This is a genomic window from Streptosporangium sp. NPDC002721, assembly GCF_042888905.1.
GTDB lineage: Bacteria > Actinomycetota > Actinomycetes > Streptosporangiales > Streptosporangiaceae > Streptosporangium.
The window spans coordinates 107653-129620 of the sequence record NZ_JBIAQI010000012.1; the positions used below are offsets into that span (position 1 = coordinate 107653).

Below are 21968 nucleotides of genomic sequence, written 5' to 3' on the forward strand. Positions count from 1 at the left end.
CCCGGCGGACCGGGCCCACGGGCCGCACGTCACGCGGTGGCGGGCGGGTGCCGTGCCGGACGACCGTCGAGCGAGGGACGCGGGAGACCGTGGTGGGAGCGGTGGCGTGGCGGGACGTCGTACGGAGGCGGGGGAGAGAACCATGCCGAATCGTGCATGTCGGTGGTTTCGGCGGTTGGGCGCTCCTAACGTGATCGGTGTGCGTGTCGCGATCGTGCTGGTCGTGCTCCTGGCGGCGACGGCCTGTACCCCTTCGGAGGCCGAGCGGTTCACCCCCGCCGACCTTCCCGCCGACCTTTCCGCCGAGGGCTCCTCGCCAGGCCCCGCGCGGACGGAGCCGAAGGTGGAGACGGTCGAGGTCTCCCCTGACGTCCAGGTCGTGGTGGAGTGGCCGGCCGCGCCCGACCGGGACACCACCGCGATGATCGACTCTTTCCGCGACTACCGGGCCGGGTCCTTCCGGGCTGTCGTCACCGGGGGCCGGGACACCGCGTACCTCGGCACGGTCCAGGAGGGGGCGAGCACGGACGCGTACACCTGGGTCAAGGCGTTCCTGGACCAGCGCCGCTCGGTGCGGGGGACCTCCAGGCTGTACGCGCTGAACGTCGTCTCGGTCACCGGCCGGGGTGCCGAGTTGAACGCGTGCGTGGACGAGACCGGGATGCGGCTGCTGGACGCCGAGACCGGGAAGGCGGTCCGCAGGCAGCCCGACTGGGCCAGGCGTCCGTTCCTCCAGGTCGCCGGTCTCCGGCGGGGTGACGACGGGATCTGGCGGATCAAGCTGCTCCGGCACGCCAAACCTTTCAGTGAAGCCTCGAAGGGATGTCTTCGATGATCATGAATATGGTGGTCGCGGGGCTGCTCCTGCTCGCCCCGAACCCCGGCGGCGGCGGTGGTGGCCCCGATGTTCAGGTCCGAGGCGGCCAGGACGGGAACACGGCACGGATCAGCCTGAAGAACTCCCAGATCATCATCAGCGGGAACGGCCGCGGGGGAAGAAGCGACGGTTACCGGCTCAAGCGTCCCTGCTGGTACGAACCCGCTCAGAACGCCTCGGACATGCTGGACTTCCAGCAGAAGTCGACCCGGGTGGACCCGGGCGCGCCGCAGACCCGGCACGAGGCCCTGGAGCCGTTCGTGGAGAAGCTCGGCGAGGAGGGGCGCTGGTGGACGGTCGCCCACGACGCGTCCGACCCCAACGGGGTGAGCTGCCAGATGGCGCTGGACACCTACGTGTTCGTGCCGCCCAACACGACCCCGCCCGCCGGGATCACCATGGCCCAGCTGGCCGACATCGCCCGCGCCGCGCTGACCGTGCCCGAGCCGAAGGTCGAGCTCAACCCGGACGCCAAGAGCTACGTCAACCTGCCGACCTGGGTCTGGCTGGGCGACGTCGGCGAGACCACCCGGTCCGTGACCGCGACACTGCCCGGGATCATGAGCGCCACCGTGACCGCCACCCGCGGGAGGATCGAGATCGAGCCGGGCACCACCGATGACCGGGCGAAGGTCGAGGACAGCGGGTGCGAAACGGGCGGCACGCCGTACAAGGAGGGCGCCGGCGAGCCCACCTGCGGGGTGACCTACCTGCGGGCCTCGATCGACCAGCCGCGCGGCGTCTACGTGCTGGAGGTCACCGCGGTCTGGGACATCGAGGCCGCGGGTGTCGGGGGTGAGGTGCCCTTCGCGTACGACCCGGTCGAGGTGGGGGGCACCCGTGACGTCCCGGTGGGCGAGGTGCAGAGCACGGTCAGGAAGACCGGTTAGCGACCCCTCGGGGCCGGTCACGGCCGGGAAGACCGGGTAACGGCCCTCCCGGCGGCCGGTCCGCACCCGCGACCGGGCCGGTCCTCCCGGAGCGGGAGGACCGGCCGGCGGGCCCTCCTCCCGGCCCAGAACCCGTGGCCCAGAACCCTTGGCCCAGAACCTCTGGCCCAGAACTCCCGACCCAGAACCTCTGGCTCTCAGGACTCCCGGATCCTGAGCCGTTCGGCGGCCGGGGCCCCCTCGTGGGTGAGCAGCCACTGCTTGACCGGGGTGCCGTAGTAGTAGCCGCCGAACCCGCCGGTGGACGGCAGGATGCGGTGACAGGGGACGAACGGCGCGATCAGGTTCCGCGCGCACGCCGAACCGGCGGCCCTGGCCGCGGTCCTGGGCAGTCCCGCCCGCTCGGCGAGCTCGGCGTAGCTGATCGTGACGCCCGCGGGCACCTGGCGCAGGGCGGTGAGCAGCCGCTGCCGCGTGGGAGTGCCCGGCTGTTCCACCGGCACCGCGTCGAGGGCGGTCAGGTCGCCGTCCAGGTAGTCGCGTGCCGCCCGCGCCGGCCGGCCCAGGTCGTCGGTGAGGGTCAGCCCCTCGGCGCGCAGCTCCGGGGAGAGCCGGGCGAACATCTCCTCCGGGCCCGTGGTGGTGAAGCCCGCCGCCAGCAGCACGCCTTCGCGGGCGAGCAGGGCCAGCGGGCCGACCGGGGTGTCGAGAACCTGTGCCTCTATCATTCCGAACTCCAAAGGTGCAGCGCGGCGTACGCCCGCCAGGGGCGCCACCGCTCGATGTGGTCTTCGGGGATGCCCAGGCAGGCCATCGCCCGCCGCAGGCCGAGGTCTCCGCCGGGCCAGGCGTCCGGGTCGCGCAGCGCCCGCAGCGCGATGTAGCCGGAGGTCCACGGCCCGATCCCGGGGACCTCCAGCAGCCGGGACACCGCCTCCGCGGGCTCCTGCGCGCCGTCGAGGTCGATCTCGCCGCCCGCCACCCTCGTGGCGAGCGCCCTCAGCGTCGCCACCCGCCGCCCGGTCAGGCCCAGCCCGCCGAGATCGGCCTCGGCGAGCTCCTCCGCGGACGGGAACAGGTGGGTCAGCCCCTGCCCGCCGGTGGGGCGCCCGGCCCCGGCCGTGACGCGGCCGAGGATGGTGCGGGCGCCCGCGACGGAGATCTGCTGGCCGATCACGGCGCGTACGGCCATCTCGAAGCCGTCCCAGGCGCCGGGCACGCGCAGTCCGGGGCGGGCGGAGACGAGCGGTCCCAGCGAGGTCTCGCCGAGGGCCGCGGAGATGGCCTCGGGGTCCGCGTCGAGGTCGAGGAGGCGGCGGCAGCGGGCGACGATCCTGGCCAGGTGGCGGGTGTCGTCGACACTCACCTCCAGCCGCACGTGGTCCGGCCCGGGGGTGAGGGTGATCGTGCCGCCGGGGACGGCCCGGCTGTAGGAGGTGCCGTCGGCGTGCTCCAGCCCGGGGATCGCCCGCGCCGCCAGGAAGCGCATCAGGGTCGCGGCGTCGTACGGCTCCCTGCGGTGCAGTCGCAGGGTCAGGGCGTCGCCGCACATCCCGGGCCTGCCCCCCGTCGTCGCCCGCAGCTCGCCGGGGGTGAAGCCGTAGGTGTCCTTCATGGTCGCGTTGAACTGCCGGACGCTGCCGAAGCCCGACGCGAACGCCACGTCGACGATCGGCAGCCCGGTCTCGGTGAGCAGCTGCTTGGCCAGCAGCAGGCGCTTGGTCCTGGCCACGGCCAGCGGGCCCACGCCGATCTCCGCGGTGAACAGCCGGTGCAGGTGCCGTCCGGTGATGTGCAGCCGCCCGGCCAGCCGGGTCATCCCGCCGTCGTCCGCCACGCCCTCGTCGATCAGCCGGAGCGCCCGGCCGACCAGGTCGCCCCGGTGGTCCCAGCCGGGGTCGCCGGGACTCAGCTCCGGCCGGCAGCGCTTGCACGGCCGGAACCCGGCCGCCTCGGCGGAGGCCGCGTGCCGGTAGAACCGCACGTTGCGGGTGGCGGGGGTGCGTGCCGGGCAGATCGGCCGGCAGTAGATGCGGGTGGAGGTGACCGCCGTGTAGAACCGCCCGTCGAACCGGGCGTCCCTCGCGGCCACCGCGCGGTAGCAGGAGTCGAAGTCGAGCTCTTTGACGGACACATCGACGACGCTACTCGCGGCGCGGGGGGTACGGCTGGCGGGAATCGGACATGGCCGTGGCGGCCCTCACGGGAGGGACGTCGAGCGAGCGTACGTGACCGTGGGGCCGATCCCTCGGGACGCCGGTCCCCCAGGGGCCTCCCTACCGTGGGGCCGATCCCTCGGGACGCCGGTCCCCCAGGGGCCTCCCTCGCGGGGAGACGGCGGCCCTCACTTGGAGGAGACGCCGACCCCGATCTCGAACTCCCGGTAGACGCGGGCCCAGAACCCGTCGCGGAGCCAGACGCGTGCCTCGGGGTAGGGACGCAGGGAGTGGCCCAGCTCCTTCTCCGCCTCGATGAGCAGCTCGGTGTCGATCACCGTGGGCAGGATCGGCCCCGGCAGCAGGTCGCGGATGTTGTCGCGGCCACGGGTGAGGATCCACTTCTGGGCCACGTGCTCGCCGACCTCCTCGACGCGCGGGCGGCTCGGGCCCAGCTTGGTGACCTGGCCCGCCGGGACCTTGGGCTTGGCGGCGGTGCGCCCGGCGAAGACCTGGGCGGGGGAGGGGGCGATCGGCGGGACCGGCACCGGCACCGGCGCGGGGGCGCGGCTGAAGTAGGACCGCAGGAAGTCGGCGCTGATGATCTCGACGGTGTCGGACTCCCAGACCAGGCGCTCGGCCTGGTTGGTGCCGTAGGGGGGCTCCACGCCCCAGAGGTGGATCCGCACCCCGTAGGCCTGGGCGGCCTCCACGGCGGGGACCATGTCCTCGTCCCCGGCCAGCAGTATCGTGTCGCTCACCGCGTGATGCCTGGCCAGCGCCTCCAGGTCACTCCTTATCTGCGCGTCCACGCCCTTCTGCTGGCCCCGCGCGTTCAGGTTGCCCAGGCGCACCTTGACCCAGGGCAGCTGGGCGATGACCCGCTGGTCCACGGTCGGCACCCGGTCGCGGGCGGCGTCGTACCAGTAGATCCGGAGCAGCTCGCCGTGGATGCGCTCCTCCGCGTGCTTCTGCAACGCCTGGATCAGCTCGTCGGCCGCCACCCGATACTCCTTGCGCTCCTTGGCACTGAGGAGCACCTCTCCGGCCGCCGCGTACAGATAGCCGACGTCGACCAGGACGGCGTACTTCGCGGCGAGGGGACGGGACGTGAGGTCCAGGATGGTCATGTCGTCCTCCAGGCCTCGGAACTAGCTGATCGGCTGACTATATGCGCCCATTTCTTAGATGGTCCCAACTCTCGTGCAAGTTGACACCCCGTTCCCGGGATCTATCTCGGCAGTGCGCTGGATCGCCATGCGCCTTGTCCGGTGGGAAGTGCTTTTCGCATGCGATGTGAGTGATTGCTCCAGGATTTCGATGTCTGCGGGGCTTTTGGTGCCGGACTCGCCGGTGCGGCGCGCGTCGAGAGGGCGATCACCACCGCGGCGATCTCCTCGGGTGTCGCGTCCCCTTTAATGATCTTCAAATGTCTCATAGCGGGATGTTCCCGTGCTTCTTCGGGGGCAGGGTCGCGCGCTTGTTGCGCAGGGTCCGCAGCGCCTTGACGACCTGGACCCGGGTGTCGGAGGGGCGGATCACCGCGTCCACGTACCCGCGTTCGGCCGCGAGATACGGGTTGGCGAGAGTGTCCTCGTACTCGGCGACGAACCTGGCCCGCTGGGCGTCCGGATCCTCGGCCGCGGCGAGCTCGCGCCGGTAGAGGATGTTGACCGCGCCCTGCGCGCCCATCACCGCGATCTGCGCGGTCGGCCAGGCCAGGTTGACGTCGGCGCCCAGGTGCTTGGACCCCATGACGTCGTACGCCCCGCCGTAGGCCTTGCGGGTGATGACCGTGACCAGGGGCACGGTCGCCTCCGCGTAGGCGTAGAGCAGTTTGGCGCCGCGCCGGATGATCCCGTTCCATTCCTGGTCGGTGCCCGGCAGGAATCCCGGTACGTCGACGAATGTCAGAACGGGAATGTTGAAGGCGTCGCACGTACGGACGAATCGCGCGGCTTTCTCGGAGGCCGCGATGTCCAGCGTGCCGGCGAAACTCATCGGCTGGTTGGCGACGATCCCCACCGAGCGTCCCTCGACCCGGCCGAAACCCACGAGGATGTTGGGCGCGAATTGCGCGTGCACCTCCAGGAATTCGCCGTCGTCCAGGACGTGTTCGAGGACCGTGTGCATGTCGTAGGGCTGGTTCGCCGAGTCGGGGATCAGCGTGTCGAGTTCGAGGTCCTCGTCGGTGGTCTCCAGCGACGGGTCGGCGTCGAACGCCGGGGCGTCGTCCATGTTGTTGGACGGCAGGTACGACAGCAGCGCCCTGGCGAACTCCAGGCAGTCGGCCTCGTCGGAGGCCTCGTAGTGGGCCACGCCCGAGCGGGAGTTGTGCGTGTGCGCCCCGCCGAGCTCCTCGAACGTCACCTCCTCGCCGGTGACCGTCCTGATCACGTCGGGGCCGGTGATGAACATGTGCGACTTCTCCGACACCATCAGCACGAAGTCGGTGAGCGCGGGCGAGTAGACGGCGCCACCCGCGCAGGGGCCCATGACCAGCGAGATCTGCGGGATCACCCCGGAGGCGTGGACGTTCCGCTTGAAGATCTCCGCGTACAGGCCCAGCGAGACGACGCCCTCCTGGATGCGCGCGCCCCCGGAGTCGTTGATCCCGATCACCGGGCAGCCGGTCTTCAGCGCGTGGTCCATGACCTTGACGATCTTCTCTCCGAAGACCTCGCCCAGGGAGCCGCCGAAGACGGTGAAGTCCTGGGCGAACACCGCGACCGGGCGGCCGTCGACCGTGCCGTGGCCGGTCACGACCCCGTCGCCGTACGGCCGCTCGCGCTCCAGGCCGAAGCTCGTGGACCGGTGCCTGGCGAGCTTGTCGAACTCCACGAAGCTGCCCTCGTCGAGGAGGGCGAGCACCCGCTCCCTGGCGGTCATCTTCCCCGCGGCGTGTTGCCTCTCGACGGCGCGCGCCGAGCCGGCGCGGGCCGCCTCGCCCAGGCGGCGCTCCAGGTCGGCCAGCTTCCCGGCCGTGGTGTGGATGTCGGGTCCGGAATCCAGTGGTTCGGCGCTCAGGGACTCGCTCATCCCAGCAGAGTAACCGTCCCCTGACATCGCGAACTATCGGGGGCGATCGTTCGTTTCCCGTGCGAGGCGGCCGATCGCGCGGGCCGCGGGAGGGGAGGCGCCATGCCGGAGGTCACGGAGGCGGTAAGGACGCGGGGGCTGCTCAAGAGGTTCGGGCAGCAGGTGGCCGTGGGAGGTGTCGACCTGGTGGTGCCGCGGGGCGGTTTCGCCGGGCTGGTCGGCCCCAACGGCGCCGGGAAGACCACCACGCTCAGCATGGTCACGGGCCTCCTGCGCCCCGACGACGGCTCGGTCCACATCGGCGGCGCCGACGTCTGGCGCGACCAGGTCGCGGTCAAGGGCCGCATCGGCGTGCTCCCCGAGGGGCTGCGCCTGTTCGAGCGGCTGTCGGGCAGGGAGCTGCTCTCCTACAACGGCCAGCTCCGCGGCATCCCCAGGGCCGAGGTGGGGCGGCGGGCCGAGGAGCTGCTGAAGGTCATGGACCTGACCGAGTCGGCCGACAAGCTCGTCGTCGACTACTCCACCGGAATGCGCAAGAAGATCGGCCTGGCCGCGGCGCTGCTGCACAACCCCGAGGTGCTCTTCCTCGACGAGCCGTTCGAGGGCGTCGACCCGGTCAGCGCCAACACGCTCGTCGAGGTGCTTCGTCGCTACACCGCCTCCGGGTCGACGGTGGTCTTCTCCAGCCACGTCATGGAGCTCGTCGAGCGCCTGTGCGACTGGGTCTCGGTGATGGACCGCGGGCGGATCGTCGCCCAGGGGCCGCTGGACGAGGTCAGGGCGGGCCGCAGCCTCAACGAGGCCTTTCTCGGCCTGGTCGGCGCCCGCGACGGCGACGGCCCGCAGGGACGGGAGGGCCTGTCGTGGCTGGGCGCGACCCCCTCGTGAGCGCGCCGGACGGGACCGGACGGCAGGGGGACGGAAGGGACGACGGGGTGAGCGCGGGCGCGCGGGGAGAAGCCGCCCCTGCGGGTGCGGTGGGCGAGACAGGCACCGGAGGCGCGATAAGCGTGACAGGCGCGGCGGATGTGGCAGGCGCGGGAGGCGCGGCGGGCGCGGGTGCCGTGCGGGTGGGGCCCATGGTGTTCGTACGGCTCAAGCTGCGGCTCGTCGCCGGGAACCTGAGCGGCAGCACCGAGCGCCTGCTGGGGTTCGTCTTCACGGTGATCGCCGCGTTCCTCTTCGGCTCCATCGGTTTCCTGCTGACGGCCACGCTGCGCCTCGCGCCCGCCGACGTCGCGCTGGACGCCGCGATCGTGGTGTTCACCGTCTTCCTGGTGGGCTGGGCGGTCGTGCCGCTGCTGGCGTTCGGGCTGGACGACACGCTCGACCCGTCGCGCCTGGCCCTGTTCCCGCTGCGGACCGGCCAGCTGGCCGCCGGCATGTTCGCCGCCTCGGTCACCGGCGTGTGGCCGCTCGCCTCGCTGGCCGTGACGGCCGGGGCCGTCGTCGGCCTGGCCACCGGGATCGGCGGGGTGATCCTGGGCCTGGTCGCGGTGCTGCTCCACTTCGCGCTCTGCGTCGTGCTCTCCCGGCTGGTCACCACGTCGCTGTCGGGGATCCTGCGCACCCGCAGGGGCCGCGACGTGCTGGCCGTCTCGGTGATCTTCTTCATCCTGGCGGCCCAGCTGCCCAACCTGCTGCTCAACGGCGGCCTGGCGGCCGACCCGATGGCCGTGCTGCACGGTCTCGCCTCGGTGCTGAGCTGGACCCCCTCCGGGATCGCGGCCCGCTCCGTCGCCGACGGCGGCCTCATGGCGGTCGCGGGGGCGGCCCTGCTCGCCGCCCTGGTCGCCGGGGCCGGATGGCTGTGGATCGCCGCGCTGCGCCGCGCCCTGGTCTCCTCCGACGCCTCCACCCAGGGCGCGTCGGTGCGCAACTCCCAGGGCCTGCTGGACAGGATCCTGCCCGACGGCCCGCTCGCCGCGGTCGCGGGCAAGGAGCTCAAGTACGCCCGCCGTGACCCGCGCGGCAGGGTCGGCTGGTTCGCCGCCGTCGCGGTCACCGGCGTCATGGCCTTCTCGATGCACGGGAACGACGCGGGCGCGACCGGGAGCTTCCTCGCGATCCTCCCCGCCTGCATCGGCGCGCTGATGATCAGCATCCAGGGGTGCAACGCCTTCGGCATCGACGGCCGCTCCCTGTGGACGAACGCCGTCGCCTACGGCACCGACCGCGACTGGCGCACCGACATCGCCGGGCGGCACCTGGCCATGGCGACGATCGCGGTCCCGCTGCTGCTCGTGCTCGCCACGGTCGCGGCGCTGCTGGCCGGGAACGTCACCTGGGCGGTCCCGGCCACGCTCACCGCCTGGGGGGTCCTCGGGGCCGGGCTCGGCGTGGGCGCGCTGACCAGCGTGCTGACGCCGTACACCGTGCCCGAGCGGCTGAACGCCTTCACCGGCGCGGCCCCCGGGCAGGGCGGCATCGCCTTCGCGGCGTCGTTCGCCGCGCTGATCGGCACCGGCCTGCTCGCGCTGCCGATCGTCCTGCCGGTCCTGTTCGGCCTCACCTGGGTCGGCGTGCCGGCGGTGGCGTACGGGCTGCTGCTCTCCTGGGGCGGCCGCAGGGTGGCGGGGAAGATCGCCTTCGCCAGGTATCCGGACCTCCTGAAGGCGACCTCCGCGGCCACCTGAGACCCCGCCCGGCGGGCCGTCCGGACGGCCCGCCGGGGGAGGTCCGAACAGTCCGCCGGGGGTGGTCTGAACGGCCCGTGAACGGCCTCCCGAATGGCCCGTGAACGGCCTCCCGAATGGTCTAGTCCAATGGGTGAGACCGGTCTCCGCTCGACAAAACGGACTGGGTACGCTGGCGGGCATGCCCGCCACCGTGTCCCATCAGGCAGAGCGTTCCACCGCTGTCACCGAGATGCCCGACGAGCTGCGCGCGGACGTGCGACTGCTCGGTGAGCTCCTGGGGCAGGTCATCGCCGAGCATGGCGGCGATGACCTGCTCGCCGATGTCGAACGGCTGAGAAAGGCCGTCATCGGGGCCCGCAGAAAGCAGGTGTCGGTCGACGAGATCACCGCGATGGTGGCCGAGTGGCCGATCGACCGCGCGGTGCAGATCGCCCGCGCGTTCACCTGCTACTTCCATCTGGCGAACCTCGCCGAGGAGCACTTCAGGATCCGCACCCTGCGGGTTCGCGACACCGGCGAGGAGCCGCTGCCCGAGTCCCTGGCCCAGGCGGTCCAGGAGCTCGGCGACGGCAAGGTCGCCGACCTGGTCGAGGGGCTGCGCCTGCACCCCGTGCTGACCGCGCACCCCACCGAGGCCCGCAGGCGCGCCGTGGTCACCGCGATCCAGCGCATCAGCGGCCAGCTCTCCGCGTACAACAGCTCAGACAGGGGCGCGGCCGAGCGGGCGGAGACCCGGCGGCGGCTGCTGGAGGAGATCGACCTGCTGTGGCGGACCGCCCAGCTGCGGTCCACCAAGCTCGACCCGCTGGACGAGGTCCGCACCGCGATGGCGGCCTTCGACGAGACCCTCTTCCGGGTGGTCCCGCTGGTCTACCGCGCCCTGGACGCCGCGCTCGGCGGCGGGGCCGGCACCGGCAGGCCGCGGGCCCGCGCCTTCATCAGGTACGGCAGCTGGATCGGCGGCGACCGCGACGGCAACCCCAACGTCACCTCCAAGGTGACCAGGGACGCCGTGCTCATCCAGGCCGAGCACGTGCTGATCGCCCTGGAGAACGCCACGCTCAGGATCGGCCGCTCGCTGACCCTCACCGCCGACTACACCCCCGCCTCCGCCGAGCTGCGGACCGCGCTGTCGAGCGCGGTGAACGACCACCCCGACGTGGTCTCGGAGATGGCCACCCGCTCCCCGAGGGAGCCGCACCGGCAGTGGCTGATGTTCGTCGCCGCCCGCATCGCGGCCACCCGCCAGCGCGGCCTCGACCTGGCCTACCGCTCCCCGGAGCAGCTCCTGGCCGACCTGCGCACGGCCCAGGACTCGCTGGTCGGGGCGGGGGCGAACCGGCAGGCGTACGGGGAGCTGCAGCACCTCATCTGGCAGGTGGAGACGTTCGGCTTCCACCTGGCCGAGCTGGAGGTCCGTCAGCACTCGCAGGTCCACGCCGCCGCGCTGGAGGAGATCGCCGCCGGGCGCGCCTCCGAGCGGACCGAGGAGGTCCTGGCCACGATCCGCACGATCGCCTGGATCCAGGAGCGGTTCGGGGTGACCGCCTGCTCCCGCTACGTCGTCTCCTTCACCCGCTCGGCCGACGACATCGCCGCGGTCCACGCGCTGGCCGCGCACGCGATGGGCGACCGGGCGCCGCTGCTCGACGTGGTCCCGCTGTTCGAGTCGGGCGCCGACCTGGCCGCCGCGCCGGCCGTCCTGTCGGGGATGCTGGAGATCCCGGCCGTACAGGCCAGGCTCGCCGCCGACCGGCGCCTGGAGGTCATGCTCGGCTACTCCGACTCCGCCAAGGAGCTCGGCCCGGCCGCCGCGACCCTGAAGCTGTACGAGGCCCAGGAGGCGCTGGCCGCCTGGTCGGCCGAGCACGACGTGCCGCTCACGCTGTTCCACGGCCGGGGCGGCGCCCTGGGCCGGGGCGGCGGCCCGGCCAACCGGGCCGTGCTCGCGCAGGCCCCCGGCTCGGTCGGCGGCAGGTTCAAGGTCACCGAGCAGGGCGAGGTCATCTTCGCCCGCTACGGCCACGACGCCATCGCCCGCCGCCACATGGAGCAGGTCACCTCGGCGGTGCTGCTCGCCTCCACCCCCTCCATCGAAGCCCGTACGGCCGAGGCGGCGGGGCGCTTCCGCGGGGTGGCCGAGCGGGTCGCCTCCGCCTCGGAGAGGGCCTACCGGGGGCTGACCGAGGCGCCCGGCTTCCCCGAGTGGTTCTCCCTGGTCAGCCCGCTGGAGGAGATCGGCTCGCTCCGCCTGGGCTCACGCCCGGCCCGGCGTGGCCTCGGCGCGCCCCGCTCCCTGGACGACCTGCGGGCCATCCCGTGGGTGTTCGCCTGGGCCCAGACCCGGGTCAACCTGCCGGGCTGGTACGGCCTGGGCAGCGGCCTGGAGGCGGTCATCTCCGAGGCGGGCCTGGACGAGCTGCGCGCCGCCTACCGCGAGTGGCCGCTGTTCGCCTCGCTGCTGGACAACGTGGAGATGTCGCTGGCCAAGACCGACCGCGACATCGCCGCCCGTTACCTCGCGCTCGGCGCCAGGGACGACTTCGTCGAGCAGGTCCTGGCCGAGTACGACCTGACGCGCCGCCTGGTCCTGGAGATCACCGGCCATACCCGGCTGCTGGAGGACCGAAAGGTCCTGTCCCGCGCGGTGCAGCTCCGCGACCCGTACGTGGACGCGCTCTCCCACCTGCAGCTGCGCGCCCTGTCCACCCTGCGCGCCGACGAGGGGCTGTCGGAGGGCGAGCGCGAGCGCCTGTCCACGCTGCTGCTCCTGTCGGTCAACGGCGTCGCGGCGGGCCTGCAGAACACCGGATGACCCGCGAGCCCGCGGCCGGGACCTCCCCGGCCGCGGGCGGACGGCCCAGAAGCCGTTATGGGCGATTCGTGACAGGAGTGGACTTCCGCCACCTGGACGGACGCCCGGGGGCCTCAGCGGGCCGCTCAGGGGCCGGTACGGGGTGTTCCGGGATGGTCTGAGAGTTTCAGCGGCCGATGCGGTGCGCCCCGGCGTAGAGGTTGAAGCGCTCCTCGCGCAGGAAGCCGACCAGGGTCATCCCGAACTCCCTGGCCAGGTCGACGGCGAGCGAGGACGGCGCGGAGACCGCGCAGACGACCGGCAGGCCCGCGGTGAGGGCCTTCTGCATGATCTCGTAGCTGGTCCGCCCGCTGACCATGAGCACGTACCCGGCCAGCGGCAGCCTCCCGGTCATCATCGCCCAGCCGACCAGCTTGTCCAGGGCGTTGTGCCGCCCCACGTCCTCGCGGACCGCGAGCGGCTCGCCCCCGGCGGTGAACAGGCCGGCCGCGTGCAGCCCGCCGGTCTTGCCGAAGATCCCCTGGGCGCTTCTCAGCCTCTCGGGGAGGCCGTACAGGACCTCGGGGGAGACCAGCACGTCCTCCTGATCAGGCAGTGGTGAGCAGCGGCCGCGCAGGGCGTCGAGGCTCGCGGTGCCGCAGACGCCGCACGCGCTCGACGTCACGAAGTGCCGGTCGAGCGAGGGCAGGTCGGGCAGCCCGCCGCGCAGCCGTACGGTCACCGTGTTGTAGCGCGCCTCCGGTGGCACGTCCTCGTCGACGCAGTAGGCGATGGAGGCGATGTCCGCCGGGGCCGCGACGCCCTCGCCGTACAGGAACCCGGCGGCCAGCTCGAAGTCGTGGCCGGGGGTGCGCATGGTGATCGCGACCGTGCGGCGCTCCTCGCCCGCCTGGACGCGGATCTCCAGCGGCTCCTCGGTGGCCAGGTCGTCGCGGCGCTCGTGGATCGTCCCCGAGCGCATCTGCCCGACCCGCGCCCGGGTGGTCGGCCCCGGCCTCCGCACGGCCTCCACCACCTCGAAGCCCGGCTCCACCGCGGGTCCCGGCTCCACCGCGGGTCCCGGCTCCACCGAGAGTTCCGGGTGCGCCGTGAGCTCCGGCTCCGGCGCGAGCTCCGGCTCCACCGCGGGTTCCGAATTCGCCGTGAGCTCCGGCGCGAGGTCCGGCTCCTCCGCAGGGCGCGGGCCCGCCGCCGGGCCCGGAGCGTCCTCCACGTCGGCGCCGTCGCGTGCGGGGAGATGTCTGCTCATGCGCTCATCATTTCTTTTCGCGGCCGTCCGGACGGTTCACCACCCCGCCCGAAAGCCGTTCCTTGCCCGCCGCCCCGGACTTCGACAACAGTATTCCCTGGCCATTGGATTAATTCGGTAACAGGGGGTCGTTAGCGGAGGCAAGATGGCTAAGTGCTCGACTCGCCCTTCACTGATCTCGACCGCCCGCCGCTCTCCCAGGCGGCGCTCACCCGCGCGCTGGTCCGTCCCGGTGGACTCTGGTCCGGCATCTCCGTGGTCGACAGGACCGGCTCGACCAACGCCGATCTCGCGCACGCCGTCCGCGACGGCGCGCGGCAGGGCGCCGTCGTCGTCGCCGAGTCCCAGTTCGCCGGACGCGGCAGGCTCGGCCGTGTCTGGAGCGCTCCGCCGCGTTCGAGCCTGACGTTCTCGATCCTCCTGCGGCCCGACCCGCCCCTGTCCGAGCAGGGGTGGCTGCCCCTGCTCGTCGGCCTGGCGGTCGCCTCGGCCGTGCGGAAGGTCGCCGAGGTCGACGTACGGCTCAAGTGGCCCAACGACCTGCTGATCGGCGAGCGCAAGCTCGCCGGGGTGCTCGCCGAGCGGATCGACAGCGCGGTGATCGTGGGCGTCGGGCTCAACGTGAGCGTGCGCCCCGAGGAGCTGCCGGTGGAGACCGCCACCTCCCTGGTCATCGAGGAGGCCGCCTGCGTCGACCGCGACCCGATCCTGCGCGCGGTGCTGCGGGAGATCGAGACCCACTACCGCGAGTGGTCGGAGGCGAACGGCGACGTCGAGGCCTGCGGCCTGCGGGCCGCCTACCTCGCGAGCAGCGCCACGGTCGGGCGGGAGGTCAGGGTGGAGCTGCCCGGCGAGCGGGTGCTCACCGGCACCGCCACCGGTGTCGACCGCGTCGGGCGCCTGGTCGTCGACGCCAAGGGGGAGGAGCACACCCTCAGCGCGGGTGACGTCGTGCATGTTCGACCTCACAGTTCATGACGGGGGGCATGAAGGCGTGCCACGATTTGCCCCATGGGTCTACCCGATCACCACATGACGGAGGGGGAGCGACGGATCAGGTCGTTCCACCCTCACTGGAAGCGACTTATCGGCCCGTTCCTCGCGTTGATCCTGATCATCGTGGGCTCCGGTGCCGCTCTTTTCCTCATGCCCGACTTCGAGTACCGGTCCTACGCGCTCGTCGCGGTGGCCGTGGTCGCCGTCGGCCTGCTGACCGTGTGGTCGTTCATCCCGTACCTGCGCTGGAAGAACACCTCCTACGTCCTCACCTCGCACCGTTTCACCATCGGCACGGGGGTGCTGAACACGTCCGTCGACGACATCCCGATGGCCAAGGTGAACACGGTCAGCGCCGACCAGACCCTCGTGGAGAGGCTCTTCGGCTCAGGCACGCTGGTCGTCGAGTCGGCGGGCGACCACGGCCGGATCACGCTGCGGGACATCCCCCGGATCCAGGAGGTGCGGGCCGAGCTGTTCCGCGCGATCGACGACGCGGCCGACGGGGAGCCCTCGGAACCCGGCGGGCGGTGACCCATGGGACCTGATCTCCTGGGCCTGGGGGAGGGCGGGGACGAGGCGGAGGTCCCCGCCGGGCGCCCGACGGCCGCGCAGATCAAGCGTCTCTTCGTCGGCGCCCCGCCCCGCTACACCCGGATCCAGGTGGCGAGCCTCGCCCGGCTGCCGCAGGAGCTCACCGAGCGGATCTGGCGCGCGCTGGGCTTCGCCACGCTCCCCGACGACACCGTGGCCTTCACCGACGCGGACGTGGCCGTGCTGGAACGGGTCCGGGCGATGATGGAGGGCGGCCTGCTGGACGACCGGACCGTCATCCGGATGGCGAGGGCACTCGGCCAGACGACCGCGAGGCTCGCCCAGTGGCAGGCCGAGATCATGATCGGCGCCATGCTCGACCCCGGGCGCCGGCCCACCGACGAGGACCTGGCGGCGGTCATGGAGACCTCGGGCAGGCTGCTCCCCGACTTCGAGCAGATGCTGCTCCATGTCTGGCGCGCCCAGCTCGCCGCCGCCGGGACCCGCCTGCTGACGCTCGCCGACATCAGCGACGACCTCGCGCCGACCCGGATCACCCTCGCGGTGGGCTTCGCCGACATGGTCTCCTTCACCCGTGTCTCCCGCGAGCTGGACGAACGGGGCCTGGCCGAGCTGGTCGAGGGCTTCGAGTCGCGGGCCTCCGACGTCGTCGCCGAGCACGGGGGACGGATGGTCAAGACGCTCGGCGACGAGGTGTTCTTCACCGCGGCCGACCCGAGGACGGCCGCGACGATCGCCTTGGACCTGGTCGGCGCGATCCGCCGGTACGGACCCGACGTGCGGATCGGGCTGGCGTACGGCCCGGTGCTGCCGATCATGGGAGACGTCTTCGGCACCACGGTGAACCTGGCGGCCAGGCTCACCGCCATCGCCCGTCCGGGCACCGTCGTCGCCGACGACAGGCTGGCCGAGGCGCTGAAGGACGCGCCCGGCGTCGAGGTCGGCCGCATCCGCCAGCGCCCGGCCCGGGGCCTGGGGGTGGTGCAGCCGTACGTGTTGCGCCGGGCTGGTAATCATTGAGGCCGGGCGCCCAGGACCGCTCAACCGGTAAGCGGGCCCGCGAGGGCCGAAACCATGACAGATGAGGTGCAGGACATGCCGTACACCGTGCAAGGCGTGGTCGCGCGTGGCAAGGGCGAGCCCGTCTCGCTGGAGACCGTTATCGTGCCCGATCCGGGCCCCGGCGAGGCCGTGGTGACGGTCCAGGCCTGTGGTGTCTGCCACACGGACCTGCACTACCGCGAGGGCGGCATCAACGACGAGTTCCCGTTCCTGCTCGGGCACGAGGCCGCCGGGGTGGTCGAGGCCGTCGGTGAGGGCGTCACCGAGGTGGCGCCCGGCGACTTCGTGATCCTGAACTGGCGGGCCGTGTGCGGCGACTGCCGGGCGTGCCTGCGGGGCCGTCCCTGGTACTGCTTCAACACCCACAACGCCAAGCAGAAGATGACCCTGGAGGACGGCACGCCGCTCAGCCCGGCCCTGGGCATCGGCGCCTTCATCGAGAAGACCCTGGTCGCGGCCGGGCAGTGCACCAAGGTCGACCCGTCGGCCCCGGCGAAGGTGGCCGGGCTGCTGGGCTGCGGCGTGATGGCCGGCATCGGCGCCGCGATCAACACCGGCGGGGTGACCCGCGGCGACAGCGTGGCGGTCATCGGGTGCGGCGGCGTCGGCGACGCGGCCATCCTGGGGGCCCGGCTGGCGGGCGCCTCGAAGATCATCGCGGTGGACGTGGACGACCGCAAGCTCGGCTGGGCCAAGGACTTCGGCGCCACCCACACGGTCAACTCCCGCACCGCCGACGTGGTCGAGACGGTCAAGGAGCTCACCGGCGGCAACGGCGCCGACGTGGTCATCGAGGCGGTCGGCCGCCCCGAGACCTACGAGCAGGCCTTCTACGCCCGCGACCTGGCCGGGACCGTGGTCCTGGTCGGGGTGCCCACCCCGGACATGAAGCTGGAACTGCCGCTGCTGGACGTCTTCGGCCGGGGCGGCGCGCTGAAGTCCTCCTGGTACGGCGACTGCCTGCCCAGCCGCGACTTCCCGCTGCTCATCGACCTCTACCTGCAGGGACGGCTCGACCTCGACCGCTTCGTCTCCGAGACGATCGGCATCGGCGACGTCGAGGAGGCCTTCGCCAGGATGCACCGCGGCGAGGTCCTGCGCTCGGTGGTGATCCTGTGATCGACAAGGTCGTCACCTCAGGCACGTTCTCGCTGGACGGCGGGACGTGGGACGTCGACAACAACGTCTGGATCGTCGGCTCGGCCAGCGAGGTCCTCGTCGTCGACGCCGCGCACGACGCCGCCGCGATCGCCGAGCGGGTCGGTGACCGAGAGGTCAAGGCGATCGTCTGCACCCACGCGCACAACGACCACATCGACGCGGCGGCCGACCTCGCCGCGCGGACGGGCGCGCCGGTCCTGCTCCACCCGGCCGACCAGGTGCTGTGGGAGATGGTCTACACCGACCTGCCGTACACCCCGATCGAGGACGGGCAGGTGCTCTCGGCCGGGGGGATCGAGCTGACCGCGCTGCACACGCCCGGCCACGCCCCGGGCGCGGTCTGCCTGTACGGGGCCGACATCGGCGCGGTCTTCACCGGCGACACCCTGTTCAACGGCGGCCCCGGCGCGACGGGGCGGTCCTTCTCCTCCTTCGGCACGATCATCGAGTCGATCAAGGGGCGGCTGCTGACCCTGCCGCCGGGGACGGCCGTGCACACCGGTCACGGCGACTCCACCTCCATCGGCGCCGAGGCGGGCCACCTGGAGGAATGGCTGGCCAGAGGCCACTGAGTCGCGTCCCGTCACGCCTCACCCGATCATGCGCCCCGGCCCCGGCCGGGGCGTTTTCGTGTGTTCGAGAAGGAATTTCCTAGACGAGCGCTTCATGCTCGTGACGATGAAATTAAGGCTTTGTGTCTTAGTTCACATAGGCAAGCCTTACCAAATGAGCTAATTTAGGTGTGCCTAACCTATGGTAGTCTCCAGAGAGGTCACGCCCCCGTGTACGTATGCGTCTGCCGCGCGGTCACCGAGAACGAGGTGCACGACTGCATCTCGGCAGGTGCGAAGAGTGCGCGCCAGATCCGCGATGCCACGGGTGCCGGCGGCGACTGCGCTTCTTGCGTGCGAAAAATCTGTGCGATCCTAAAGCGGTCCGAAGATTTGATGCCGACCGCATAGCACGAGGAGCCCGCCATGCAGGGCGACAAGAAAATCATCGAACTGCTCAACGAGCAGCTGACCGCGGAGCTGACCGCGATCAACCAGTACTTCCTGCACGCCAAGATGCAGGAGAACTGGGGATATACCAGGCTGGCCAAATACACCCGCGAAGAGTCCATCGACGAGATGCGCCACGCGGAGAAGCTGACCGACCGCATCCTCTTCCTCGAGGGCCTGCCCAACTACCAGAAGCTGGGCACCCTGCACATCGGCCAGACCGTCGCCGAGCAGCTCCGCGCCGACCTGGACGTCGAGCTGGAGGTGGTCACCCGGCTGAAGCCGGCCATCACCCTGATGCGGGAGAAGGGCGACGCCACCTCGGCCCGCCTCTTCGAGGAGATCCTCGCCGACGAGGAGCACCACATCGACTACCTGGAGACCGAGCTGGGTCTCATCGGGAGCCTCGGGGAGCAGCTCTACCTCGCCCGCTACACCGAGCCGCCGTCGGCGTCTTGAGGTGAATCGAGCAGAACACGCCCGCCGGATCCCTTCCGGTAGGGCGTGTTCTGTTTTGTCGGTCCAACCTTTGGTGAGCCTGTGCTTTCCAGGGACTTCCAATGCGGGAGACCTACTCCGTGGCCCCCGGCCGTTGCGGGATGACTATCCGGGATTTATCAGTGTTTGCCCAGGTCAATGGATAGGTCAACGACGAGTCAAACCGCGCGCTGTACCGGGGAAACGATCCCCTAAGGTCCTACGATCGCAACATGACCTGTGTACTACTCGCCGAGGATGACACCTCGATTTCCGAGCCACTGGCGCGAGCCCTGCGCCGAGAGGGTTATCAAGTAGAGGTGAGCCCTGACGGCCCGCAGGCTCTGGAGCGGGCTCTGTCAGGTGGCATCGACCTGATCGTTCTCGACCTGGGCCTGCCCGAGATGGACGGCCTGGAGGTGGCCCGGCGCATCCGCGCCGAGGGCCACGGAACTCCCGTGCTGATCCTCACCGCCCGCGTCGACGAGGTCGACACGGTGGTGGGCCTCGACGCGGGGGCCGACGACTACGTCACCAAGCCGTTCCGCCTTGCCGAGCTGCTGGCGCGCGTCCGCGCGCTGCTGCGGCGCGGCACGTCCGAGACGCCCGTGGTCCAGGGCGTGCGCATCGACGCCGACTCCCGCCGCGCGTGGATGGGAGACAAGGAGCTGCATCTGACCACGAAGGAATTCGACCTGCTCAGGGTCCTGGTCCGCGACGCCGGAAAGGTGGTCACCCGGGAGCAGATCATGCGCGAGGTGTGGGACACCAACTGGTGGGGGTCGACCAAGACCCTGGACATGCACATCTCGTGGCTACGCCGCAAACTCGGTGACGACGCCGCCAAGCCCCGATACATCACAACCGTTCGAGGAGTCGGCTTCAGGTTCGAGCGCGAGTAGGAGATGCGCCGCCGCCTGCTCTCCTCAACTCTCCTCGTCGCGGTCATCGGGGTGTTGCTGCTCGGTATTCCTCTCGGTGTGGCGGTCAACCGGCTCATCGAGGAGGAGGCGACCCAGGAACTCTCCTCCCATGCCAAAAGCCTGCTGGGGGAGGTCGAGTACGCCCGGATCCAGGACCAGCCCGTCGACGAGCAACAGCTGGAACGCAAGTATTCCGATCTCTACATCCAGATCTATGCGAAGGGGACGCCCCCCCAGGTGATCACGGTGGGCACCGAGCCCCCCGAGAGCCAGAAGATGACCGAGGACGCGCAGTCGGAGAACGGCGTGTACGTCGCGGTCAGCCGGGACAAGACGGGAGTGGAGCGTGAGGTCCGCGCGTGGTTGTTCCTCATCCTGGGACTCGCCGCGGCTGCCCTCGCGGTCGCGGTCGGGCTCGCCATAGTGCAGTCGCGCCGCCTGACGTTACCGCTCAGCGACCTTGCGATGATCGCTGAGCGGCTCGGGTCCGGTGACGCCAGACCGAGCAAGCACCGTTACGGCATCCAGGAGCTCGATCGGGTGGCCGAGGTGCTCGACCGCAGCGCGACCCGCATCTCCGACCTCCTGGCCAGGGAGCGGGAGTTCGCGACCGACGCCTCCCACCAGCTCCGTACCCCGCTCACCGGCCTGACCATGAGACTTGAGGAGATCGTCGCCGCCGCCGACGAGCCGGGGATCGTCAAGGAGGAGGGCGAGGCCGCCATCGTGCAGGCCGAGCGGCTCACCGCCGTGATCGACGAGCTGCTGGCCACCGCCAGACGGCAGCGTCAGGCGCAGTCCGAGATCGTCGAGCTCGACGTGCTGCTCGATCAGCAGTTCATCGAGTGGGGCCCGGCGTTCCGCAGGGCCGGGCGGCGGCTGAGCCTGGTCGGCACGCGCGGCCTCCAGGCGCTGGGCACCGGCGGCGGCATCGGCCAGGTGATCTCCACCCTGCTGGAGAACTCGCTGGAGCACGGCGGCGGCACGGTGACGGTCACCACCAGTGCCAGGGACAGGTCCATCGTGATCGAGGTCGCGGACCAGGGGAGCGGCATCCCCGACGAGCTGGCCCCCAGGGTCTTCGAGCGGAACGTGAGCGGGCGCGGCAGCACGGGTCTCGGCCTGCCCCTCGCCAGGGCGCTGGCCGCCGCCGACGGGGGGCGCCTGGAGCTCGTACGGTCGCGCCCGGCGGCGTTCGCGTTCTTCCTGCGGCAGGTGGGCGAGCCTGGCAGGAACCGCGTCGTGCGCGGGCCCGCCTGAGCGGCGCCTTCGCCGGGGCTCCGGGAGCGCGTGGCCCCCGGTCGCGAGCGGGGGAGGGTCAGCGCGGGCCGGGGGGCGGCGCGTTCTCCTCCGAGGTCTTGTTCAGGAGATACATGTGGCCGTTGACCTGGCTGTTCGGTGCCGCCGGCCGGCTCGGCGGGGTGTCGGGGACGGCCTCGGGCGGCGCGCCGGGCAGGAAGACCCACTTCTTGTACGACCAGAACCTGAACAGGGTCCCGAGGGCGGTGCCGGTGAGCAGGGCGATGTTGTAACTCAGCGCGTCCTGCAGGCCCAGGGTGTAGGTCACGAAACCGATCACCAACAGCGAGATCAGTAGGCCGATGCCGTTGAGGACGAAGAACAGGAAGTATTCGCGGGCCAGGCCGCTCTGCTCGCGGTGCCTGAAGGTCCAGTAGCGGTTGCCGAGGTAGGCGAAGGTGGCCGCGACGATCGTGGCGATGACCTTGGAGGTGAGCGGTCCCCAGTCGAGGCCGAACCGGAGCAGGTTGGTGCCACCGGTGTCGATCACGAAGGCGACCGCGCCGATCGTCCCGAACTTCGCCAGCTCTCGGGCCAGCTCGGCGAGCCGCCGGTAGGCGTGTCGGAGAAACTCCACGTTTCCTGCCCGGTCCTTTCGGGGGTCGGCTGCGCGATCCGCCACGTCGGAGGACCTCGAACACTCTTCGGGCCAGGCTACCGGTGAGGAGACGTGATCCGTGCGAGGTTGACTCGCCGACGTCCATAGCAGTCAGCAGGTACTTTTTCTGCAAATGTCGTATAACCCCGGATAAATAGGGGTGCTGGCGTTACGCTGAGCCCGTAGACCACGGGAAGCCCCGGCAACCTCCGCCTCCCGTGATCGGTCCAG

21 protein-coding genes are annotated in these 21968 nt (G+C 71.3%); 14 read left to right on the forward strand and 7 right to left on the reverse strand.

The genetic code is table 11. The features are described 5' to 3' along the window. Nucleotides 1-199: 199 nt before the first annotated feature. A complete protein-coding gene (locus tag ACFYWM_RS18780; RefSeq protein ID WP_389916242.1) occupies nucleotides 200-835 on the forward strand; it encodes a hypothetical protein in 636 nt (211 codons plus the stop codon). Then, the gene (locus ACFYWM_RS18785) at nucleotides 832-1767 is read left to right on the forward strand and encodes a hypothetical protein (RefSeq protein ID WP_389916244.1); all 936 of its coding nucleotides are present in this window, start codon (nucleotides 832-834) and stop codon (nucleotides 1765-1767) included. The genes ACFYWM_RS18780 and ACFYWM_RS18785 overlap by 4 nt, the downstream gene beginning before the upstream one ends. 197 nt (nucleotides 1768-1964) lie before the next feature. On the opposite strand, the gene ACFYWM_RS18790 is transcribed toward ACFYWM_RS18785, so the two are convergent. The 5 genes from ACFYWM_RS18790 to ACFYWM_RS18810 all read right to left on the reverse strand — a co-directional run bounded on the left by ACFYWM_RS18790 (nucleotide 1965) and on the right by ACFYWM_RS18810 (nucleotide 6962). Next, nucleotides 1965-2495, reverse strand: coding sequence for a methylated-DNA--[protein]-cysteine S-methyltransferase (locus ACFYWM_RS18790; protein ID WP_389916246.1), 531 nt, complete (start codon nucleotides 2493-2495; stop codon nucleotides 1965-1967). Beyond that, nucleotides 2492-3901: an AlkA N-terminal domain-containing protein gene (locus ACFYWM_RS18795; protein ID WP_389916248.1), complete on the reverse strand. Its 1410-nt coding sequence runs from the start codon at nucleotides 3899-3901 to the stop codon at nucleotides 2492-2494. The genes ACFYWM_RS18790 and ACFYWM_RS18795 overlap by 4 nt, the downstream gene beginning before the upstream one ends. Before the next feature lie 210 nt (nucleotides 3902-4111). After that, nucleotides 4112-5053 carry an NYN domain-containing protein gene (locus ACFYWM_RS18800; RefSeq protein ID WP_389916250.1) on the reverse strand — a complete coding sequence of 314 codons (942 nt, stop codon included), beginning with the start codon at nucleotides 5051-5053 and terminating at the stop codon, nucleotides 4112-4114. A gap of 101 nt (nucleotides 5054-5154) precedes the next feature. Then, the gene (locus ACFYWM_RS18805; RefSeq protein ID WP_389916252.1) at nucleotides 5155-5361 is read right to left on the reverse strand and encodes an acyl-CoA carboxylase subunit epsilon; all 207 of its coding nucleotides are present in this window, start codon (nucleotides 5359-5361) and stop codon (nucleotides 5155-5157) included. After that, on the reverse strand, nucleotides 5358-6962 hold the full coding sequence (locus tag ACFYWM_RS18810; protein ID WP_389916254.1) for an acyl-CoA carboxylase subunit beta: 1605 nt from the start codon (nucleotides 6960-6962) through the stop codon (nucleotides 5358-5360). The genes ACFYWM_RS18805 and ACFYWM_RS18810 overlap by 4 nt, the downstream gene beginning before the upstream one ends. 102 nt (nucleotides 6963-7064) lie before the next feature. Between ACFYWM_RS18810 and ACFYWM_RS18815 the strand changes: the two genes are divergently transcribed. The 3 genes from ACFYWM_RS18815 (at nucleotide 7065) to ACFYWM_RS18825 (ending at nucleotide 12416) form a co-directional block, all read left to right on the forward strand. Beyond that, the gene (locus tag ACFYWM_RS18815) at nucleotides 7065-7850 is read left to right on the forward strand and encodes an ABC transporter ATP-binding protein (protein WP_389916256.1); all 786 of its coding nucleotides are present in this window, start codon (nucleotides 7065-7067) and stop codon (nucleotides 7848-7850) included. A 122-nt stretch (nucleotides 7851-7972) separates the two neighbouring features. Then, nucleotides 7973-9598 (forward strand): hypothetical protein, encoded by a 1626-nt coding sequence (locus ACFYWM_RS18820; protein WP_389916258.1) that lies wholly within the window; start codon nucleotides 7973-7975, stop codon nucleotides 9596-9598. 181 nt (nucleotides 9599-9779) lie between these two features. Beyond that, nucleotides 9780-12416 (forward strand): phosphoenolpyruvate carboxylase, encoded by a 2637-nt coding sequence (locus tag ACFYWM_RS18825; protein ID WP_389916260.1) that lies wholly within the window; start codon nucleotides 9780-9782, stop codon nucleotides 12414-12416. Between the two features lie 166 nt (nucleotides 12417-12582). Here the strand turns inward: ACFYWM_RS18825 and fdhD are convergent, their stop codons facing one another. Continuing rightward, nucleotides 12583-13665, reverse strand: a complete 1083-nt coding sequence (fdhD, locus tag ACFYWM_RS18830) for a formate dehydrogenase accessory sulfurtransferase FdhD (protein WP_389916262.1) — start codon at nucleotides 13663-13665, stop codon at nucleotides 12583-12585. Nucleotides 13666-13818: 153 nt separating this feature from the next. Here fdhD and ACFYWM_RS18835 point away from each other — a divergent pair, with 153 nt between their 5' ends. From ACFYWM_RS18835 to ACFYWM_RS18875, 9 genes are all read left to right on the forward strand, one after another. After that, entirely contained in the window at nucleotides 13819-14643 is an 825-nt protein-coding gene (locus ACFYWM_RS18835) for a biotin--[acetyl-CoA-carboxylase] ligase (RefSeq protein WP_389916264.1), read from the forward strand. A gap of 33 nt (nucleotides 14644-14676) precedes the next feature. Next, nucleotides 14677-15195 (forward strand): PH domain-containing protein, encoded by a 519-nt coding sequence (locus ACFYWM_RS18840; protein WP_389916266.1) that lies wholly within the window; start codon nucleotides 14677-14679, stop codon nucleotides 15193-15195. A 3-nt stretch (nucleotides 15196-15198) separates the two neighbouring features. Next, nucleotides 15199-16236: an adenylate/guanylate cyclase domain-containing protein gene (locus ACFYWM_RS18845; RefSeq protein WP_389916268.1), complete on the forward strand. Its 1038-nt coding sequence runs from the start codon at nucleotides 15199-15201 to the stop codon at nucleotides 16234-16236. Between the two features lie 75 nt (nucleotides 16237-16311). After that, on the forward strand, nucleotides 16312-17397 hold the full coding sequence (locus tag ACFYWM_RS18850) for an S-(hydroxymethyl)mycothiol dehydrogenase (protein WP_389916525.1): 1086 nt from the start codon (nucleotides 16312-16314) through the stop codon (nucleotides 17395-17397). Next, nucleotides 17394-18011 (forward strand): MBL fold metallo-hydrolase, encoded by a 618-nt coding sequence (locus tag ACFYWM_RS18855; protein WP_389916270.1) that lies wholly within the window; start codon nucleotides 17394-17396, stop codon nucleotides 18009-18011. Before ACFYWM_RS18850 ends, ACFYWM_RS18855 begins: the two co-directional genes overlap by 4 nt. Before the next feature lie 210 nt (nucleotides 18012-18221). Then, nucleotides 18222-18401 carry a (2Fe-2S)-binding protein gene (locus ACFYWM_RS18860; RefSeq protein WP_329425877.1) on the forward strand — a complete coding sequence of 60 codons (180 nt, stop codon included), beginning with the start codon at nucleotides 18222-18224 and terminating at the stop codon, nucleotides 18399-18401. Nucleotides 18402-18416: 15 nt separating this feature from the next. Then, nucleotides 18417-18899: a bacterioferritin gene (bfr, locus tag ACFYWM_RS18865; protein ID WP_350975370.1), complete on the forward strand. Its 483-nt coding sequence runs from the start codon at nucleotides 18417-18419 to the stop codon at nucleotides 18897-18899. Between the two features lie 251 nt (nucleotides 18900-19150). Next, nucleotides 19151-19819 carry a response regulator transcription factor gene (locus ACFYWM_RS18870; protein WP_012888073.1) on the forward strand — a complete coding sequence of 223 codons (669 nt, stop codon included), beginning with the start codon at nucleotides 19151-19153 and terminating at the stop codon, nucleotides 19817-19819. Between the two features lie 3 nt (nucleotides 19820-19822). Then, complete coding sequence (locus ACFYWM_RS18875; RefSeq protein WP_389916273.1) at nucleotides 19823-21100, forward strand: ATP-binding protein; 1278 nt, start codon at nucleotides 19823-19825, stop codon at nucleotides 21098-21100. 58 nt (nucleotides 21101-21158) lie between these two features. On the opposite strand, the gene ACFYWM_RS18880 is transcribed toward ACFYWM_RS18875, so the two are convergent. Beyond that, nucleotides 21159-21716, reverse strand: a complete 558-nt coding sequence (locus ACFYWM_RS18880; RefSeq protein ID WP_389916275.1) for a GtrA family protein — start codon at nucleotides 21714-21716, stop codon at nucleotides 21159-21161. Nucleotides 21717-21968 lie beyond the last annotated feature (252 nt).

Excerpts from the sequence above, each read along its gene's own strand:
- ACFYWM_RS18785 (WP_389916244.1), top strand. The coding sequence starts at position 832 with ATGATCATGAATATGGTGGTCGCGGGGCTGCTCCTGCTCGCCCCGAAC.
- ACFYWM_RS18790 (WP_389916246.1), bottom strand. The coding sequence starts at position 2,495 with ATGATAGAGGCACAGGTTCTCGACACCCCGGTCGGCCCGCTGGCCCTG.
- ACFYWM_RS18800 (WP_389916250.1), bottom strand. The coding sequence starts at position 5,053 with ATGACCATCCTGGACCTCACGTCCCGTCCCCTCGCCGCGAAGTACGCC.
- ACFYWM_RS18805 (WP_389916252.1), bottom strand. The coding sequence starts at position 5,361 with ATGAGACATTTGAAGATCATTAAAGGGGACGCGACACCCGAGGAGATC.
- ACFYWM_RS18810 (WP_389916254.1), bottom strand. The coding sequence starts at position 6,962 with ATGAGCGAGTCCCTGAGCGCCGAACCACTGGATTCCGGACCCGACATC.
- ACFYWM_RS18815 (WP_389916256.1), top strand. The coding sequence starts at position 7,065 with ATGCCGGAGGTCACGGAGGCGGTAAGGACGCGGGGGCTGCTCAAGAGG.
- ACFYWM_RS18825 (WP_389916260.1), top strand. The coding sequence starts at position 9,780 with ATGCCCGCCACCGTGTCCCATCAGGCAGAGCGTTCCACCGCTGTCACC.
- fdhD (WP_389916262.1), bottom strand. The coding sequence starts at position 13,665 with ATGAGCAGACATCTCCCCGCACGCGACGGCGCCGACGTGGAGGACGCT.
- ACFYWM_RS18840 (WP_389916266.1), top strand. The coding sequence starts at position 14,677 with ATGGGTCTACCCGATCACCACATGACGGAGGGGGAGCGACGGATCAGG.
- ACFYWM_RS18845 (WP_389916268.1), top strand. The coding sequence starts at position 15,199 with ATGGGACCTGATCTCCTGGGCCTGGGGGAGGGCGGGGACGAGGCGGAG.
- ACFYWM_RS18850 (WP_389916525.1), top strand. The coding sequence starts at position 16,312 with ATGCCGTACACCGTGCAAGGCGTGGTCGCGCGTGGCAAGGGCGAGCCC.
- bfr (WP_350975370.1), top strand. The coding sequence starts at position 18,417 with ATGCAGGGCGACAAGAAAATCATCGAACTGCTCAACGAGCAGCTGACC.
- ACFYWM_RS18870 (WP_012888073.1), top strand. The coding sequence starts at position 19,151 with ATGACCTGTGTACTACTCGCCGAGGATGACACCTCGATTTCCGAGCCA.
- ACFYWM_RS18875 (WP_389916273.1), top strand. The coding sequence starts at position 19,823 with ATGCGCCGCCGCCTGCTCTCCTCAACTCTCCTCGTCGCGGTCATCGGG.